This is a genomic window from Streptomyces sp. NPDC031670 (assembly GCF_055580545.1).
In genome coordinates, this window is the sequence record NZ_JBVILC010000007.1 from 279,977 (window position 1) to 297,261 (window position 17,285).

Sequence of the window (17,285 nt, forward strand, 5' to 3'; positions counted from 1 at the left end):
AAGGTCCTCCGTCCGGTCCAGCATGGTGATCGACAGCGCAAGGGTTCGATCGGCCGACTGGGCCGGACGGAGCCGCGACGGGGACGCCGTGCGGGCGAAGGGCGCGCGCGGCAGGCGGGACGGGGGAGTGGTGGGGATGAACGACACGCTGGTGACGCTGGTGGGGAACGCTGCGACGCGGGTGGAATACCGGGAGACGGCGACGGGCGGGGTGGCCCGGTTCCGGCTCGCGGTGACTCCGCGCCGGTTCGACCGGCAGAAGAACGCCTGGGTGGACGGCCACTCCAGTTTCTACACGGTCTGGGCCTGGCGGACGCTGGGCCTGAACCTGGCGAGTTCGGTCGCCGTGGGCGAACCGCTGGTGGTGCACGGCAGGTTGCGGGTGCGCGACGAGGACCTGGACGGACAGCGCCGGTTCTCGGCGGATGTCGAGGCGATCGCGGCGGGCCACGATCTGACGCGGGGGACCTCAGCGTTCCGGCGGGTGGTGAAGGCGGACCCGGCGCTGACCGAGCCGCCCAAGGACCCTGCGGGAGAGCCCGGTTCGGCGGATGCGGAAGTACGGAAACCGGTCCTGCAACCGGTTTCTGCGGCCTCTCCGGGATGGACGGGAACGGGCGGTGCGGGCGTGGTAGCTGGGGGTGACGGGGCGGCGGGGGTGAGTGCCGACCGGGTTGGTGAAAGCCCAGGTGGGGGGCGTGAAGCGGCTTCCGTGAAGCCGCGCGCCGCAGCCGTCGCGGCGCCCTGAAAGTCCGTTTCCGCACTGGAGATTTGTCGATAACCCCAGGTGGGGACGGGTAACGGCGATAACGATTCCGATTCGGAATGGTTATCTGATCGCATGACAGGGGATCAGGGCGCCCGATCTCCATAGGATTTCCGTTACTCACGGGGCACTTGAGTCAGCAGGCGAGGCACTTCCCCCACGCGCACGTACGCGAAAGCTCCTCGCCCGAAGGGGAATTCTGTGTTTTCAGTCGTTCACGGGCTTTCTGTACCCAAGTCTGTACGCAAGCGCGGCATGGCACGCGTCGCCGCCGCTGTCGCCGTCTCGGGTCTGGTCGCCGGCGGCGCCATAGCCGGGGCGGGCACGGCGATCGCCGACACGCCCGGCCAGCAGCACCAGGGTGGCGCGGTCGCCACCATCAAGGGCCTGGACCCGGACGCCTCCGGCAAGGCCGTCATCCACCAGCAGGGCGGCGACCGCCCGGTCTCGGCCGGCCTCTTCCAGATGGTCGTCGACGGCGGCGGCACCCTGCGTACGTACTGCATCGACATCCACAACCCGACCCAGCCCGCCGCGAAGTACCAGGAGACCCCCTGGAGCGGCACCTCGCTGAGCGGCAACCCCGACGCGGGCAAGATCCGCTGGATCCTCGAGCACTCGTACCCGCAGGTGAACGACCTGACGGCGCTCGCCAAGTCGGCCGGTCTCAAGGGCCAGCTGACCAATGGCACGGCCGCCGCGGCCACCCAGGTCGCCATCTGGCGCTACTCGGACCACGCCCAGGTCGACGCGGTGGACGCGCAGGCCAAGGACCTGGCGGACTGGCTGACCAAGTCCGCGCAGAACGTCGCCGAGCCCAAGGCGTCGCTGACCCTCGACAACCCGGCCGTCTCCGGCAAGGCGGGCTCCAAGCTCGGCCCGGTGACCGTCCACACCAACGCCGACAAGGTCACGGTGACCCCGTCCGAGGAGCTCAAGGCCGCAGGCGTCAAGGTCCTCGACAAGGGCGGCAAGGCCGCCACGGTCGCCAAGAACGGCACCCAGCTCTACTTCGACGTGCCCGCGGGCGCCCAGCCGGGCTCCGGCTCGCTGACCGTCCAGGCCGCCACCCAGGTGCCGGTCGGCCGCGCGTTCGCCAGTGAGTCCAAGAGTCAGACGCAGATCCTCGCCGGCTCCAGCGACTCCACGGTGACCGCGGTCGCCAAGGCGACCTGGGCCAAGCAGGGCGCCATTCCGGCCCTGACGGCCGCGAAGAACTGCGCCAAGGGCGGCGTGGACGTCACGGCGACCAACAAGGGCGACGAGGCGTTCACCTTCAAGCTCGCCGGCTTCTCGTACACGATCGACGCCGGCAAGTCGAAGACCATCACCGTGCCGGTCGCCGAGGACCAGGCCTACGACTTCGTGATCACCGGCCCGAACGGCTTCAAGCAGGAGTTCAAGGGCGTCCTGGACTGCAAGACCGCCGGCACCCCCAGCACCACCAAGCCGTCGTCGCAGCCCAGCCCCGCCTCCGCGGGCGGCACCTCGTCCGGCTCCACCACCGGTGGTGACCTGGCCGAGACGGGTTCCTCCAGCTCCACGCCGATGATCGCGGGCGTCGCTGTCGCCCTGGTCGTCATAGGCGGCGGCGCGGTGTTCTTCCTCCGCCGCAAGAAGGCCGGGACCGCCGGGCACTGACCCCGCGGCTCCGAGCCACGTGACCGTGGACTCGGAGTGACCACCTCGTGACAGTGGCCCCGGTGAGCGCAGGCGCACCGGGGCCACTGGCGTCCCCGCGGAAGTACCCGTTTCCGCCAAGGGGTGGCGGTACGGCAAGATGGGGTGTATCTGCCCACAGCCCGATTCACACTGCCGGACGGTTTCTCTTGGCTGAGTACATCTACACCATGCGCAAGACGCGCAAGGCGCACGGCGACAAGGTGATCCTTGACGACGTCACGCTGAGCTTCCTGCCCGGCGCGAAGATCGGTGTGGTCGGTCCCAACGGTGCCGGTAAGTCCACCGTCCTCAAGATCATGGCGGGCCTTGAGCAGCCCTCCAACGGTGACGCCTTCCTGTCGCCCGGCTACAGCGTCGGCATCCTGATGCAGGAGCCGCAGCTGGACGAGACGAAGACGGTCCTGGAGAACGTGCAGGACGGCGCCGCCGAGATCATGGGCAAGCTCAAGCGCTTCAACGAGGTCGCCGAGCTCATGGCGACGGACTACTCCGACGCGCTCCTCGAGGAGATGGGCAAGCTCCAGGAGGACCTCGACCACGCCAACGCCTGGGACCTCGACGCCCAGCTGGAGCAGGCCATGGACGCGCTGGGCTGCCCGCCCGGCGACTGGCCCGTCGTCAACCTCTCCGGTGGCGAGAAGCGCCGTGTGGCGCTCTGCAAGCTGCTGATCGAGGCGCCCGACCTGCTCCTCCTCGACGAGCCCACCAACCACCTCGACGCCGAGTCGGTGAACTGGCTGGAGCAGCACCTCTCGAAGTACCCGGGCGCCGTCGTCGCGGTCACCCACGACCGGTACTTCCTGAACAACGTCGCCGAGTGGATCCTGGAGCTCGACCGCGGCCGGGCGATCCCGTACGAGGGCAACTACTCCACGTACCTGGACAAGAAGGCGTCCCGCCTCAAGGTCGAGGGCCGCAAGGACGAGAAGCGCGCCAAGCGGCTCAAGGAAGAGCTGGAGTGGGTCCGCTCCAACGCCAAGGGCCGGCAGACCAAGTCCAAGGCGCGCCTCGCCCGTTACGAGGAGATGGCTGCCGAGGCCGACAAGATGCGGAAGCTGGACTTCGAGGAGATCCAGATCCCGCCGGGCCCGCGTCTGGGCTCGATCGTCGTCGAGGTCGCGAACCTCTCCAAGGCCTTCGGCGACAAGGTCCTCATCGACGACCTGTCGTTCACGCTGCCGCGCAACGGCATCGTGGGCGTCATCGGTCCGAACGGCGCGGGCAAGACCACGCTGTTCAAGATGATCCAGGGCCTGGAGACCCCCGACTCCGGCTCCATCCGGGTCGGCGAGACCGTCAAGATCTCGTACGTCGACCAGAGCCGCGCCAACATCGACCCCAAGAAGACCCTCTGGGCCGTGGTGTCGGACGAGCTCGACTACATCAACGTCGGCCAGGTCGAGATGCCGTCGCGCGCGTACGTCAGCGCGTTCGGCTTCAAGGGCCCGGACCAGCAGAAGCCGGCCGGGGTGCTCTCCGGTGGTGAGCGCAACCGCCTCAACCTGGCGCTGACGCTCAAGGAGGGCGGCAACCTGCTGCTCCTCGACGAGCCCACCAACGACCTCGACGTCGAGACGCTCTCCTCGCTGGAGAACGCGCTCCTGGAGTTCCCGGGTGCCGCTGTCGTGATCTCCCACGACCGTTGGTTCCTGGACCGGGTCGCGACGCACATCCTGGCGTACGAGGGCGACTCGAAGTGGTACTGGTTCGAGGGCAACTTCGAGTCGTACGAGAAGAACAAGATCGAGCGGCTCGGTGCCGACGCGGCGCGTCCGCACCGCGCCACCTACAAGAAGCTCACCCGGGGCTGATTTTCTTGGCTCGCCACATCTACAGCTGCCCGCTCCGCTGGTCGGACATGGACGCCTTCGGGCACGTCAACAACGTGGTCTTCCTCCGCTATCTGGAGGAGGCCCGGATCGACTTCATGTTCCGGCTGGCGCCGGGGGACGGCTCGCCGTCGTTCTCGGGCGGGTCCGTCGTGGCCCGGCACGAGATCGACTACGTACGGCCGCTGGTGCACCGCCACGCGCCGGTGACCGTCGAGTCGTGGGTCACGAAGATCGGCGCGGCGTCGCTGACGATCGCGTACGAGATCAAGGACCCCGAGCAGGTGTATGTGCGGGCGTCCACGGTCGTGGTGCCGTACGACCTGGCGGCCGGGCGGCCCCGGCGGATCTCCGCGGAGGAGAAGTCGTTCCTCCAGGAGTACGTCGAGGGGCCGGCCGGTGCGGGGAAGCCGGCGCGGTCCGGGGCCGCGGGGTCTGCGGGAGCTGCGGGGTCCGCGGGGTCCACGGGGTCGGAGCGGGCCGCGGCATGACCGTGAAGCTGGGCTTCGCCGACGCCGGGGAGGTGGCGGATCTCGCCGCCTTCCTGGCCCGGCTGATCCACTACGACCGGTCGGCGGCCGTGCGGCTGCAGGCCGGGAGTGGTGCGCTGGCGGTGTTCGGGCGCCCGCCGGCGTTCGAAGTGCTGGCGATTCGTACGGTGCGGCTGGACGCGGTGGTGGAGCTCGATGTCACCGTGTCGGCGGGTGAGCTCCTGGAGGCGCTCGACGAGCCCGCGTCGGCGGTGGTCGTCCCGTCCGCGGTGACCGGGCCGCCCTGGGCCGGGGTGCTGCCGCCGCGCGGCGGCTGGCGCCGGCTGCCCGGGCTTCCCTCGGCCGAGGAGATGCGCGGCGCGGTCGGGGCGGCGGTGGCGGAGTTCCGGGCCCGGGACGAGGCGCTGCCGGAGCAGTCGCGTACGCGCGCGGAGCGGGAACGGATCGGGCGCGAGATCTGGTCGCGGACGCTGGGGGAGACCGAGGTGCCGCTGCGGGTCGTGCACGCGGCGCAGTCCCTGGGGTTCCTGCGGTCCGGCGTATCCGCGTCCGGGGCGGAGCCGGCGCTGCTGGGGGCGGGGCCGTGGTTGCGGCTTCGTACGGCGTACGGGTCTGTGGCGGTTAGGCGGGCGGGGGCCGGGGCGCTGCCGTTGTCCCCGCTCTGACGTTCCCGGGGGCTTCGCCCCCGGCCCCCCGGGCGTGGCCGCCCCCGTACTTTGGGCGTGGCTGCGCCCCGCCTCCCCTCCCGGGGCCTGCGGCCCCCGCGCCCCGCTGCGGGCCGGGAGCAGACCTGCGGGTCGTGGTGGGTTGCTCGCGCAGTTCCCCGCGCCCCCAAGACGGCCCGGAGTGGATCTGCGGGCTGTGGTGGGTTACTCGCGCAGTTCCCCGCGCCCCCAAGACGGCTCGGAGCAGACCTGCGGGTCGTGGTGGGTTACTCGCGCAGTTCCCCGCGCCCCTCAATACCTGGGGGCGCGGGGAACTGCGCGCTCAGCCACAGACAGCCCGCGGACGCACTCCGGCCCGCACCCCGCACACGCACCCCCCCCGCACACGCGCCCCGCAACCCCCTACTCCCCGCCCCCGTCCGGCCACACCTGGATGTGGTCCTGTTCCAGTTCCAGCAGCACCCTTCGTTCCATCTCCAGTGCCTCCGTGTACTCCGTGGGGAGCTGGAGGCGGCCCGCTCTGTCGAGCATCGCGTACTCGCGGGAGATCACCGACTCCTCGCCGGTCCGCTCGTCCAGGTGGGTGCGGCGCAGGACCTCCGTCGAGGTGCGGCCGTCGCGGATCGCCACCGTGCGGCGGACCTCGGTCGCGACCGTCTGGTCGTGGGTGACGATGACGATCGTCGTGCCGAGCTCCTCGTTCGCCTTGCGGAAGGCCGCGAAGATCTGTTCCGCCGTGGCGGAGTCGAGTTCGCCCGTCGGCTCGTCCGCCAGCAGGACCGCGGGGTTGTTGGCGAGGGCGACCGCGATCGCCACGCGCTGCTGCTCGCCGCCGGACATCTGGTGGGGGCGGCGGTCGCGGCAGTGCGCCACGTCCAGGAGCGTGAGGAGTTCGTCCGCCCGCGTCGACCTGTTCTTCGCGCGGCGGCTCCGCAACTGGATGGGCAGGGAGACGTTCTGAGCTGCCGTCAGGTACGGCAGGAGGTTCCTCGCCGTCTGCTGCCAGACGAAGCCGACCACCTCCCGGCGGTAGTCCAGCCTCGCCTTCGCGTCCATCGACAGCAGGTCCCGGCCCGCCACCTTCGCCTGGCCGGCCGTCGGGACGTCCAGGCCCGCCAGGATGTTCATCAGCGTGGACTTCCCGCTGCCGGACGCTCCCACCAGGGCCATCAGTTCGCCCTCGGTGACCAGGAGGTCCAGACCCTGCAACGCCTGGACCTCCACGCCGTCCGTGGTGAAGATCCGTACCAGCCGGTCGCAGGCGATCAGGGCGTCATGGCCGTACGCCGGGCGGTCGCGGCGCGCCGCCGCCCGCGCCTCCAGCTCCGACAGCGTCCGGACCTGCGACCCGGCCCCCGGCCCCGGTCCCGCCCCCGGTCCCGCCCCCGTCGTCGTCTCCGTCCCCGTCATCGCGCGTCTCCCGCCCTCAGCTCCGTCACCGAGCCACGCCGGCTCGTCCACCACGCCTGTGTCGCCGCCACCCCGGCCGCCAGTGCCACCACGCACACCGCCGGGACGAGGAGCGACAGCGCATCCGTGCGCAGCCCGCCCCCGGCCGCGGCCGTCGACGGTGATGCCGCCAGGGCCAGGCCGGTCAGGTCCACGCCGGGGGCTAGCAGCTCCGTCGCCGCCCAGCCCGTGAGCGCCCCGCCGAGTGCGGCCAGAGCCGCCTGCGGCAGCGCCTCCAGGATCAGCAGCCGGCGGCCCTGCCGGCGGGTCAGGCCCATCGTCCGCAGCCTCGCAAGCAGCGCCGACCGCTCCGGCGCGCCCCGCAGCAGCGAGAGCAGCAGCGCCAGCACCGCGTACCCGGCGCCCGCCGCCACCGCCGCCCCGTACACACCTTCCGCCCCCGACTGGAGCGGGGAGTCGATCAGCTGGTGCCGGGTCTCCGAGCGGAGCTGGACGGTGGGGGCGTCCGGGGAACGGGAGGGAGTCACCGTGCGGCGCAGCGCCGTCGCGTCCAGATCCGCCCCCGCCATCAGCAGCGTCGTGGGCTCCCGCGCGCCCAGCCCGGCCACGTCCACCAAGAGGAAGTCGCCGCGCGGGACGGCCGGGGTGCGCTCGCGCACCGCCACCACCTCGACCATGAGGCGGTAGCCCGCCACCTGTACCTCCCGGGGCCCCCGGCCCAGGTCCGCCGCGACCTTCGGGGACGCGATCGCCGTCAGGGCCCCGCCGCGGCGGGCCTTGAGGTCGTCGGCGTGGATCGCGCCCAGGCCGGTGCCCGCGGTGAGGCGCGCGTACGGGGAGGGGTCCGCGCCGATCATCGCGACCTTGTCGCCGGACGGCAGCGCCACGCCGTACTCGACGTGCGCCGCGGTCACCTGCGACACCCCGCGGACCTTGGCGACCCGGTCCGCGAGGCCCGGCGGCAGCGGTCCCTGGCTGTCGATCCGCGCGTCCGCGCCCGTCGTGTACAGCGCGGCCCGGTCCCGCGCGTCCGCCACCCCGGCGAGCACCGACCCGCCGAACGCGGCCGTGGTCAGCGCCGTCAGCAGGGCGAGCAGCGGGAGGACCCCGCCGCCGGGGGCGCGGCCCGCGCGGGCCAGCGAAAGGAAGCCGACCGTGCCGCGCAACCGTGCGGCCGGGCGGGCCGCCCAGCGCAGGGGCAGCGGATACAGCCGTACCAGGACCAGCGCCGCGATCACGCCGATGAGTACCGGCGCCGAGCTGACCAGCGAGTCGGAGCCCGCCGCCGTGCTGCGCCGGCGCAGGGCGTACACCGCGCCCGCCGCCAGCACCAGCAGTGTCAGCTCGGCCACCGTGCGGAGCCGGGTGGGCCGGGTGCGTACCAGGTCGTCGCGGTCGGCAGCGGTACGGACCGTGCGGTGGGCGAACACCGCCCGCACCGGCAGCGCCAGAGTGGACACCGCCGCCACCACGGCCGCGGCGAGCAGCGAGGGGCCGAGCCGCCCGCCGCGTACGGTCAGGACCGCCAGGGCCAGGCCCAGGGCCGCCGACGGGAGGGCCACCACGGCCATCTCCGCGGCGAGCCGGGCGCCGATGCCGGGCAGTGAGCCGCCCCGGGCGCGCAGCAGGGCGAGTTCGGTGGTGCGGCGGGCCGCCGCCAGACCGCCCGCCATCAGCAGGACCACGGCCGCGACCGTGCCCGTGCCGAAGGTGGCGACGGCGACCACCGGGGTGATCGAGTCGCGTACGGCGGTGTACCGCGTGAAGATCGCGTCGAGTTCGGTGGCGGCCGTGGTGCCGGGGCCGAGCGACTCGCGCAGCACGGCGAGTGCCGGGCCGCCCTCCAGGGAGGCCACCGAGGTGGAGAGGGCGTGGAGCCGGCGGGCGTCCATGGCGCTCGCGGCCGGGGCGATGTCCGCGTACACCTCGGGGTGGCCGCCCGCGTCGAGGAGCGCGGGCGCCGAGCCGTCGCCGAGCAGCAGGCCCCCGTACCAGTAGTGCGGCGCGTCCGGCTTGGGGGACATGGGGACGAGCTGGGGGTCGCGCAGCGCCGCCGCGGTGGCCCAGTAGCTGGAGTCGGGGGCCAGGGGGCGCACGATCCCGGTGATCCGGATCGCGAGGGGTGCGCCCTTGGCGCCGGGGGCGTGGACGACCGAACCGGCGGAGATGTGCAGCGCGGTGGCGGTCGTGGCGGTCACCACGGCCTCCGCCGTGAGGGAGTCCGCGGCGACCGTCGCGGTGGGCAGACGTCCGCTCACCAGACGGGCGTGGTCGGCCAGGGACGACCGGGAGGCGATCAGCAGGCGCGGCGGCAGCCCCTCGGGCCGGGGCAGCCAGGGGTCGAGCTGGGGGTCGGCGACCACCTTCTCGGTGGTGCGCACCCCGTACGCCGACTGCCCCTCGTCCGCCCGCAGCGGCGCCGGGATCGCCCCGAGCTCCTCGCGGAAGCCGCGCTCCATGGCCTGCGGGCGGAGCGCGTCGCCCGGGGCCGGGTGCTGGGGGTCGCCGCTCGCGGGCAGCCCACCGGCCAGCCGCAGCACCGAGTTCTCCGGGGCGGCCGACGTCACCGCGTGGCGCAGGCCCCGGTCCTCGTACCCGTCGACCCCGCGCGGCAGGGCGCCGGCCAGAAACGCGGTGAGGGTCACCAGCAGGGCGAGCGCGCCCGCGGCGCCCGGCGCGGTCCGCAGCCGGGTGCGTACCCAGGGGGCAACGGCCTTGGTGGTCATGTCAGTTGTCCCCCTGGTGGCGCAGCGAGACCGCCGGGTCGGTGCGCCGCAGCGCCAGTGCCGCGACGATCAGCAGCGGTACGGCGGCGACTCCCGCGAAGAGCACGGCGAGCCGCCCGGCGGGCAGCTCCACCAGCACCTTCGGCACCGGCTGGGTGGCCTGCCCGGTCAGCACGATCAGCGGCACCACCGCTCGGGTCAGCACCTCGCCGAGCGCCAGGCCCACCAGCAGCGCCAGCGCGATCAGCACCCCCTGCTCGGCCGCGATCAGCCGGGCCAGCTGGCGGCGCGGGGTGCCCAGGGCCCGCAGCACGGCGAACTCCGCGCCGCGTTCGCGCAGCGAGCCCGCCGCGCTCACACCGAAGCCGACCGCGGCCAGGGCCGCCGCCGCGATGGCGGCGGCGATGAGCGCGGCCTGCGGACCGGCGCCCAGCGGGTCGTCGCGCAACTGCTCGGCGACCTCGGCGCGCACCACCACCTGCTGCGGGTCGATGTCGGGCCGGGCGCGCAGCGCGGCGGCGGCGCGGGCGGCGCCGCCCGGGTCGGTGGAGAGCCACCACTCGGTCGGGGCGAGGCTGTTGCCGGTGTCGGCGAGCTGCTCGTTGACGGCGCGCAGATCGAGCAGGAGCGCGCCGCCGTCGTGTCCGTCGCCCGGCGTGCTCTGCGCGCCGGGTCCGGTCGTGGGGAACTCGTCCATCCGGTCGACGACCTTCGCACGCAGGGTCTGACCGGCCAGGACGGCTGTGACGGTCTGGCCGACCCGGGTGCCGCTGGAGGCGAGGAACCGGTCGGTGGCGATGGCGGTCAGCGCGGGGGCGGCGGGCCGCATGGCGGCGAGCCGGACGGTACGGCTCGGGACCGATGTAGAGAACGGGCCGGGGGCCGGGCTCGACCCCGTGGTGTACGGAACGCCCAGGCCCTGCCCGTCGGTGCCGGGCGTCAGGCCCACCACGCCGACGGGGCCGGCGGCGACCTCCGTCGAGGTGGCCCGCCAGCGGTCGGCGGCGGGCACCGGGACGGCGGTGGTGCGTCCGTCCCGCGCCACGCTCCTCAGCTCATGGACGGTGAACCGCTGCCGCTCGTCCCGCTCCGGCACGCTGAACTCCACGTCCAGGCCGGTGAGGGTGAGCGGCGCGGCCGGGCGGCCCACCGGCGCGCCCGCCGCCAGATCGAGGGAGAGCCGGCGCTCGGCCGTCCGCCCGTCGGCCTCCAGGGTCCCGGCCGGGAGGCGGTACCGGATGCCGAAGCGGTCCTCGATCACCGCCGTCACGTTCACGGTGAGCGGGTCGGAGGAGGCCCCGCCCGGGGCGCCCTCGGTGTCGATCCGCAGCCCGAGGACGAGCTCGGCGGCGTCCGCCGGGAGCGGCACCCCGCCGCGCGCCGCCCGGGGCGGGGTGAGCTCGGCCAGGAGCGCCGGGGCGGGCCGGCCGCCGAGGTCGGGGCGGAGCAGCAGCCCGTCCGTGGCCGCGGTGTCCAGGGCCAGCAGCGTCCCGGAGCGCCCGCCGGAGAGCTCCACCGAGGAGCGCGCCGCCGGGGCCACCTTCCGTACGCCGGGGACCGTGTCGTACGAACCGGCCTGGCCGAAGCCGTTGAGGCTGGATCCGAAGACCCGTACCGCGGTGCCCGCGCGGAAGTCCGCCTGGTCCTCCTGCGAGCGGTCCCAGGAGGCGGACTGGCCGATCGCCAGCATGCCCATGGCGACCGCGAGCACCAGCAGCAGTACCGGGCCCGCGCCGCGCAGCGGGCGGCGGGCGAACTGCCAGCCCGCGAGCGCCGCCGGGAGCCCGCGCCCGCTCGCGGCCCGCCGCTCGGCGAGCCGGGCGGCGGGCGGCAGCAGCCGCAGGGTCAGTACGGTCCCGGCGAGCAGGGCGAGGGCGGGCGCGGCCACCAGCAGCGGGTCGATGCCGAGGCCGCCGGCGCGGGTGTCGCTGAGCGCCCCGGAGCCGGAGGTCTGGCGGTCCAGCTGCCAGTAGGCGACCCCGGCGATCACCAGGAGTCCGACGTCGGCCCCGGCGCGTACGGCGGCGGGCAGGGTGGCCGCCCGGGCGCGGGTGGCCCGCCCGGCCGACAGGGCCGGGGCCACCACGGCCGCCGCGCACCCCAGCGCGACCAGCGCCGCCACCAGCCACACCGTGCCGGTGGGGGCGGTCTCCAGACGGACGCCGCTGCGGGCGAGCGGGCCGTGACCCGCCAGGAGCCGGGTGAGCGGGCCGGAGAGCAGGGGCGCGCCGAGCACCGCCGGGGCGGCGAGCAGCAGCGCCTCGGTGGCGGACAGGCCGAGGAGGCGGGCACGGGAGGCGCCGCGTGCCCGCAGCAGCTCGGTCTCGCCGGTGCGCTCGCTGCTGAGCAGCCGCGCCACGAGCAGCAGCGCGTACCCGGCGAGCAGCACCAGTTGCAGGGCGACGATCAGCAGGGTCGAGCGGGAGACGAGCAGGGAGCGCTCGGCGCGGTCGAGCACGTCGGGCAGGGCGGTGGTGGCGGTCGCGTCACCCGCGAACACCCCGGTGTCCACCAGGGACTTGGGGCCCGTCCGGGCCGCCGTGCGCAGCGCGCCGATGCGCTCGGTGGTCAGGCCCGAGAAGTCGGCGGTGGCCAGCCAGGACGTCTGGCCGGCGCTGAGCCGTCCGCCGGTGAGGGCGGCGGGGTCGGTGAGCAGCGGCCCGTAGGTGGTGAAGTTGACGCGGCGCGAGCCCCGGCCGCCGAGGTCGTCCAGTTGCCAGTACGCGTCGGTGATGTCGACGGGCCGGTAGACGCCGGTGACGCAGACCCGCACGGCCGGGCCGTTCAGCCGGTCGGTGAGGGTCAGGGTGGCGGGCCAGTGGCGCAGGCCGAGCTGGGCGGCGGCGCTCTCGGGCAGCGCGGCCTGGACCTCGCGGCCGGTGCCCGGCGGCGCGGGCCAGCCGCCGCCGGTCAGCCGGACGCGACCGCGGTCGACGGCGGCGAAGAGCGTGAGGTCGGGTTCGCTGCCCTTGCGGGCGTCGGGCGACTGGAGGGTGCGCGGCAGGGCGTACGGCCCGGACTGCGCCAACGTGGCCGTGGTGACGGGGAGTCGGTCGAAGGTACGGCTCGCGCCCGCCCGTACGGCGGCGTCGGCGGCCTGCCGTTTCGCCTCGGGGACGGCCGCCTTGACGACCAGCGCGGCGGGCACGGCGGACCGGGTGGTGAGGGTGTCGCGCAGGGCCGCGTCCCCGATGGAGCCGGAGAACGCGGTCAGGGCGGCCAGCACCGAGGTGGTGAGCACCACCGCGAGCAGCGCGGCGGCGAGCAGCAGCCGGTGCGCGCGCACCCGCAGAAACACGAACACCGCCACACGGCCCCCATCCCCCGGCCCAGCCCTGTACCCGAAAGTCTGTACGGATGCTCGCAGAGGGCGCGGGGCGGTGGTAACCGCTTACGGGTTCACCTTGACCGGATCGTGACCGGAATGCGCTCATGGAGTGCCGCATTCCGGTGCCGGGAGGATTGGAGGCTGAAGTTCCGGCCTACTCGGCCGCGTTGACCATGGAGGCCGCCGCGTACGTCAGATAGTTCCAGAGCGTCTTCTCGTGCTCCGCGGAGAGCCCCAGCTCGTCGACGGCCGTCCGCATATGGGTCAGCCAGGCGTCGTGCGCGGCGCGGTCGACGGTGAACGGCGCGTGGCGCATCCGCAGCCGGGGGTGGCCGCGGTGGTCGCTGTAGGTGCGCGGGCCGCCCCAGTACTGGATCAGGAAGAGGACGAGCCGCTCCTCGGCCGGGCCCAGATCGCCCTCCGGGTACATCGGCCGCAGCAGCGGGTCCTCGGCGACGCCCTGGTAGAACCGGTGGACCAGGCGCCGGAAGGTCTCCTCGCCGCCGACCTGCTCGTAGAAGGTCTGCTCCTGAAGCGTGCCGCGCGGGATCTCATTCACCCCTCCATGGTCTCAGACGGGACGGCCGAGGACCGGGGGCCTAGGACCACTCGTCCGCGGGCCCGCGGGCGGACGACCGCTCGCCTCCCCGGCCCCGGCGCAGCACAGTGGACCTATGGGCGCATACCGGGATCCGGCCGCCGGGGCGCGGGCCGCCCTCGTCGCGCAGATCACGGCCGGCGGCTCGCTCACCGACCCGGCCTGGCGGGCCGCCTTCGAGGAGGTGCCCCGCCATCTCTTCGTGCCGTACTACTTCGTCGGGCGCCCCGGCGGCTACGAGCGGCTGTGGGGCGAGGACCCGGACCCGCGGCGCCGGGCGCGCTGGCTGGAGGGGGCCTACACCGACATGCCGCTGGCCACCCGGCTGCGCGACGGGGAGCTGCTCTCCTCCAGCAGCCAGCCCTCGCTGATGGCGCTGATGCTGGAGGCCCTGGACATCCGGGACGGGCACACGGTCCTGGAGATCGGCGCCGGGACCGGCTACAACGCGGCGCTGCTCAGCCATCGCCTGGGCGAGGAGCGGGTCACCACCGTCGACCTGGACCCGGAGATCACCGAGTCCGCCCGGACCCATCTGACCGCCGCGGGCTTCCATCCCGCGGTGGTGACCGGCGACGGGGCGCGCGGCTGTCCGTCCCGGGCGCCCTTCGACCGGATCATCGCCACCTGCACCCTGCCGTCGGTGCCCGCCGGGTGGCCGGGGCAGTGCACACCGGGCGCGCTCATCGAGGCCCCGCTGGCCACCGGTCTGATCCTGCTGAGGGTGCGCGACGCCGGGCACGCCGAGGGGCGCTTCCTGGACACCCCGGCCTATTTCGTACCGCTGCGGGGCGCGGCGTCCGCGCCCGGGACCCCCCACCGCGGCGCACTGCCCCGCCCGGGCCCGGAGAACGAGCTCTTCCGGTTCCTGCTGGCGCTGACCGCGGACAGCCTGGACCCGTACGAGGCGTACGCGCTGTGGCGGCGCGAGGGTCGCCCCGGCCGGGAGCGGTTCGGCGTGACGGTCAGCGGCGAACGGCAGTGGGCCTGGCTGGACGACCCGCGGGGGCCGCACACCTGGCCCCTGCGGGATGCCGCGCGGAACGACGTGTCCTAGCCCCGCCGGACGGTCAGCGTCGTCCAGGCGCCCACGTGCACCCGGTCGCCGTCCTGGAGCGGGACCGGCACATAGGGCTGGATGGGCTCCTCGGCGCCGTTGACCGTGGTGCCGTTGGTGGAGTTCTGGTCGACCACCGCCCAGCCGCCGTCGGGCTGCTGGACCAGGACCGCGTGCTGGTGCGAGACGCCCGGGTCCTCCGGCGGCACGGACAGGTCGATGTCGGGCGCCTCGCCGGTGGAGTGGCGGCGGCGGCCGATGGTGAGCTGGCTGCCGGTGAGGCGGCGCTGCTGCTCGGGCGAGTACGCGGGCAGGTTGAGCCCGGCGGCCTCCGGCCCGCTGCGCTGCATCATCGCCATGAAGTACTCGCGGTCCGGGCCGATGGTCACCGTCCAGCCGAGCTGCTGGGACGGCGGGGCCTGGAACTGCTGCTGGGGCGGCTGGGGCTGCTGCTGGACCTGAGGGGCCTGCGGCGCCTGGGTGTGCTGTGGAGGCTGCGTGTGCTGCGGCGGCGCCTGGGTGTGCTGAGGCGGCTGCGGCTGCGACTGGGAGGGCGGCTGGATCATCCAGTCGTCGTTCTCGGCCCGGGCGGGAGGCTGGAACGCCGGGGGCGCCGGCGGTCCCGCCTGCTGGAAGGCGGGCGGGGGCGGCGGGCCCTGCTGGAAGTGCGGCGGCGGACCCTGGCGCCGGGACGGGTCCCCGTTCGGCGGGGGCGGCGGGCCCTGGCGGAACGGCGGCTGCCCCTGGCGCTGCGAGGGGTCGCCGGTGAGCGGCTCCGCGGGCCGGTTGACCTGCGAGGGCCGCGAGCTCTGGTACTCGAACGGGTCGCGCTGCTGCTGGACCGGGGGCGCCGGGGGAGCCTGACCGTGGCGCGGCGGCGACTGGAACCCGGGCGGCAGGTTGAGGCCCTCGCCCCGCCCGGGGGACGGCTGGGGAGCCAGCGGCGTGTACGAGGTCGCCGTCTGGGTGAGGTAGTTCCAGCGGCACTCCTCGCAGAAGGGCGTGTTGCCCTCCCGGGGCGTGCGGCACTGCGGGCAGAGCTCCGCCGGGGCGGCGGGCGCCTCGGGGCCGGGATAGCCGTAGCCGCCCTGCGGGGGCGGTCCGGGGAAGGCCGGCGGGGGCGGGGGAGGCGGCGGCACGGCGCCCATGCGATGGCCGCAGACCTCGCACCAGTCGTCGGAACCCGACTGGTGTCCGTTCGGGCAGGTCGGCATGGAGTCGCTTCCCCCTCTCCTCGTCCGGCCCCTCGGGCCGAGGCACTCACGTGGTCTCGCTACCGCGCACCGCCCGGTGCGGCGCGCTCCCGGGCCGGTGCCCGGGTCGTTCCCGTCGTCACTTCTTCACGCGTACGGTCTTCGTCGAGCGGGTTTCGAGAGTCATCTCGTCCGCCTCCGCGACCTTCGCCTTCAGTCGCACAGTACCCGTCGCCTCGTCGACGACGTCCACCACCTTCGCGAGCAGCTTCGCCGTATCGGCGTTCCCGGAGGCCGCGGCGAGCTGGACGGCCCGGCCGAGCTTGGCGGTGGCGCCGTCGATATCGCCCGACTTGCGGGCGTCCAGACCCTGTTGGATGACCTGTGCCAGTTCGGCCTGACCCGTGTAGTGGGCGACCTGGGGGTTGATCGCGGTGGAGGCGGCCATGTCCTCGGTCCACACCGCCCGGACCAGCCCCTGCGACAGGGTCTGCGGGGTGCCGCCCGCCGGGTCGGGCAGGATCAGCGAGACCCGGGCGGCGAGCATCTCCTGCCCGATCCCGGCCTCGGGGACCCGCACGCAGACGTGGTAGTCGCGCGACTCGTCGCCCCACGAACCCGTCGGGTAGTCCCCGGCGCGCGGCCCCGCCTCGGTCCGGCGGCCGGTCAGGTCCTCGACGGCGGGCGCGACCTGCTTGACGTACCGGATCTCCACACCGACCGGCGTCCACAGCCGCAGCGCGACGTCCGCGACCTCCTTGCCCATCGCGTTCTCCATCATCCGCGTGAAGTCCGCGGCCAGGCCCGAGGGGTCGGCCACGATGTCGGCGGTGCCGAGCAGCGCGGAGGCGATCCCCGTGACCTCCTTGACCTCCCAGTCGGTGCCGACCCCGCGCGCGTCGCAGGTGAAGCGGCCCGCGCAGGCGTCGAGCGCGGCCTTCAGAACGGCCGGCGACTCGTGTTCGTTGCGGCCGTCGGTGAGCAGGATGCCGTGCCGGATCGGTACGTCCGCCGAGTTCAGCAGCCGGTCGGCGAGCCGCAGCCAGGTGCCGATGGCGGTGCCGCCGCCCGCGCTCAGCTTGCGCAGCGCCTCCTTGGCCCGGGCGCGGGTGTCCGGGCCGGCGACGGCCAGGCGGCCGTCGCCCGGGTAGACCTCCTTGGCCTGGTGGGTGCCCGCGACCACCGCGAAGCTCACGCCGTCGCGCAGGGTGTCGATCGCGGCGGCCGTGGCGTCGCGCGCGTTGCGCATCTTCGTCGGCGGGTAGTCCATCGAACCCGAGCAGTCGACCATGATCACCACGGCGGCGCCGGGCGTCTGCCCCGGTACGGCCGAGGGCGAGAGCCCGGCCCCGGCCAGGGCCGCCCCGCCCACGGTCCGGCCGCCCGTCGACGTCACGGTGACGATCGCGTTGACCTCACGGCCGCCCTCCGGCAGGTACTCGTTCTGGTAGACGTCGACGGAGAACCGGGGCGCGTGCGGCTTGGAGAAGTTGGCCATCTGCTGGGCTCCTTGAGGCTTCTGGGCCTGAAGAGACGAGA

The 17,285-nt window shown here is 74.2% G+C and carries 12 protein-coding genes; 6 read left to right on the plus strand and 6 right to left on the minus strand.

Features of this window, described 5'->3' with window-relative positions; all coding sequences use genetic code 11:
- Nucleotides 1-136: 136 nt before the first annotated feature.
- The 5 genes from ACZ5ID_RS16360 (at nt 137) to ACZ5ID_RS16380 (ending at nt 5,434) form a co-directional block, all read left to right on the plus strand.
- Nucleotides 137-748, plus strand: coding sequence for a single-stranded DNA-binding protein (locus tag ACZ5ID_RS16360; RefSeq protein WP_468897863.1), 612 nt, complete (start codon nt 137-139; stop codon nt 746-748).
- A 273-nt stretch (nt 749-1,021) separates the two neighbouring features.
- On the plus strand, nt 1,022-2,407 hold the full coding sequence (locus ACZ5ID_RS16365) for an LAETG motif-containing sortase-dependent surface protein (protein ID WP_468897865.1): 1,386 nt from the start codon (nt 1,022-1,024) through the stop codon (nt 2,405-2,407).
- A gap of 188 nt (nt 2,408-2,595) precedes the next feature.
- Nucleotides 2,596-4,260, plus strand: coding sequence for an energy-dependent translational throttle protein EttA (gene ettA, locus ACZ5ID_RS16370; RefSeq protein WP_468897867.1), 1,665 nt, complete (start codon nt 2,596-2,598; stop codon nt 4,258-4,260).
- A gap of 5 nt (nt 4,261-4,265) precedes the next feature.
- A complete protein-coding gene (locus tag ACZ5ID_RS16375; protein WP_468897869.1) occupies nt 4,266-4,769 on the plus strand; it encodes an acyl-CoA thioesterase in 504 nt (167 codons plus the stop codon).
- A complete protein-coding gene (locus ACZ5ID_RS16380) occupies nt 4,766-5,434 on the plus strand; it encodes a DUF8010 domain-containing protein (protein ID WP_468897871.1) in 669 nt (222 codons plus the stop codon). Before ACZ5ID_RS16375 ends, ACZ5ID_RS16380 begins: the two co-directional genes overlap by 4 nt.
- 402 nt (nt 5,435-5,836) lie before the next feature.
- Here the strand turns inward: ACZ5ID_RS16380 and ACZ5ID_RS16385 are convergent, their stop codons facing one another.
- From ACZ5ID_RS16385 to ACZ5ID_RS16400, 4 genes are all read right to left on the minus strand, one after another.
- Nucleotides 5,837-6,844 carry an ABC transporter ATP-binding protein gene (locus tag ACZ5ID_RS16385; RefSeq protein ID WP_468897873.1) on the minus strand — a complete coding sequence of 336 codons (1,008 nt, stop codon included), beginning with the start codon at nt 6,842-6,844 and terminating at the stop codon, nt 5,837-5,839.
- Nucleotides 6,841-9,570 carry an FtsX-like permease family protein gene (locus tag ACZ5ID_RS16390; protein ID WP_468897875.1) on the minus strand — a complete coding sequence of 910 codons (2,730 nt, stop codon included), beginning with the start codon at nt 9,568-9,570 and terminating at the stop codon, nt 6,841-6,843. The genes ACZ5ID_RS16385 and ACZ5ID_RS16390 overlap by 4 nt, the downstream gene beginning before the upstream one ends.
- A 1-nt stretch (nt 9,571) precedes the next feature.
- Entirely contained in the window at nt 9,572-12,880 is a 3,309-nt protein-coding gene (locus tag ACZ5ID_RS16395) for an FtsX-like permease family protein (protein ID WP_468897877.1), read from the minus strand.
- A 172-nt stretch (nt 12,881-13,052) separates the two neighbouring features.
- Complete coding sequence (locus ACZ5ID_RS16400) at nt 13,053-13,457, minus strand: globin (RefSeq protein ID WP_406555025.1); 405 nt, start codon at nt 13,455-13,457, stop codon at nt 13,053-13,055.
- Nucleotides 13,458-13,572: 115 nt separating this feature from the next.
- On the opposite strand from ACZ5ID_RS16400, the gene ACZ5ID_RS16405 reads away from it, so the two are divergent.
- Nucleotides 13,573-14,553 (plus strand): methyltransferase domain-containing protein, encoded by a 981-nt coding sequence (locus ACZ5ID_RS16405; protein ID WP_468897880.1) that lies wholly within the window; start codon nt 13,573-13,575, stop codon nt 14,551-14,553.
- On the opposite strand, the gene ACZ5ID_RS16410 is transcribed toward ACZ5ID_RS16405, so the two are convergent.
- Both ACZ5ID_RS16410 and ACZ5ID_RS16415 read right to left on the minus strand, forming a co-directional pair.
- Nucleotides 14,550-15,767, minus strand: a complete 1,218-nt coding sequence (locus ACZ5ID_RS16410) for an FHA domain-containing protein (RefSeq protein WP_468897882.1) — start codon at nt 15,765-15,767, stop codon at nt 14,550-14,552. The genes ACZ5ID_RS16405 and ACZ5ID_RS16410 overlap by 4 nt on opposite strands.
- A 118-nt stretch (nt 15,768-15,885) precedes the next feature.
- A complete protein-coding gene (locus ACZ5ID_RS16415; protein WP_468897884.1) occupies nt 15,886-17,244 on the minus strand; it encodes a vWA domain-containing protein in 1,359 nt (452 codons plus the stop codon).
- Nucleotides 17,245-17,285 lie beyond the last annotated feature (41 nt).

What these genes read in the sequence shown, in the direction of transcription:
- ACZ5ID_RS16360 (WP_468897863.1), top strand. Translation starts at nt 137, where the DNA reads ATGAACGACACGCTGGTGACGCTGGTGGGGAACGCTGCGACGCGGGTG.
- ACZ5ID_RS16365 (WP_468897865.1), top strand. Translation starts at nt 1,022, where the DNA reads ATGGCACGCGTCGCCGCCGCTGTCGCCGTCTCGGGTCTGGTCGCCGGC.
- ACZ5ID_RS16380 (WP_468897871.1), top strand. Translation starts at nt 4,766, where the DNA reads ATGACCGTGAAGCTGGGCTTCGCCGACGCCGGGGAGGTGGCGGATCTC.
- ACZ5ID_RS16385 (WP_468897873.1), bottom strand. Translation starts at nt 6,844, where the DNA reads ATGACGGGGACGGAGACGACGACGGGGGCGGGACCGGGGGCGGGACCG.
- ACZ5ID_RS16390 (WP_468897875.1), bottom strand. Translation starts at nt 9,570, where the DNA reads ATGACCACCAAGGCCGTTGCCCCCTGGGTACGCACCCGGCTGCGGACC.
- ACZ5ID_RS16405 (WP_468897880.1), top strand. Translation starts at nt 13,573, where the DNA reads ATGGGCGCATACCGGGATCCGGCCGCCGGGGCGCGGGCCGCCCTCGTC.
- ACZ5ID_RS16410 (WP_468897882.1), bottom strand. Translation starts at nt 15,767, where the DNA reads ATGCCGACCTGCCCGAACGGACACCAGTCGGGTTCCGACGACTGGTGC.
- ACZ5ID_RS16415 (WP_468897884.1), bottom strand. Translation starts at nt 17,244, where the DNA reads ATGGCCAACTTCTCCAAGCCGCACGCGCCCCGGTTCTCCGTCGACGTC.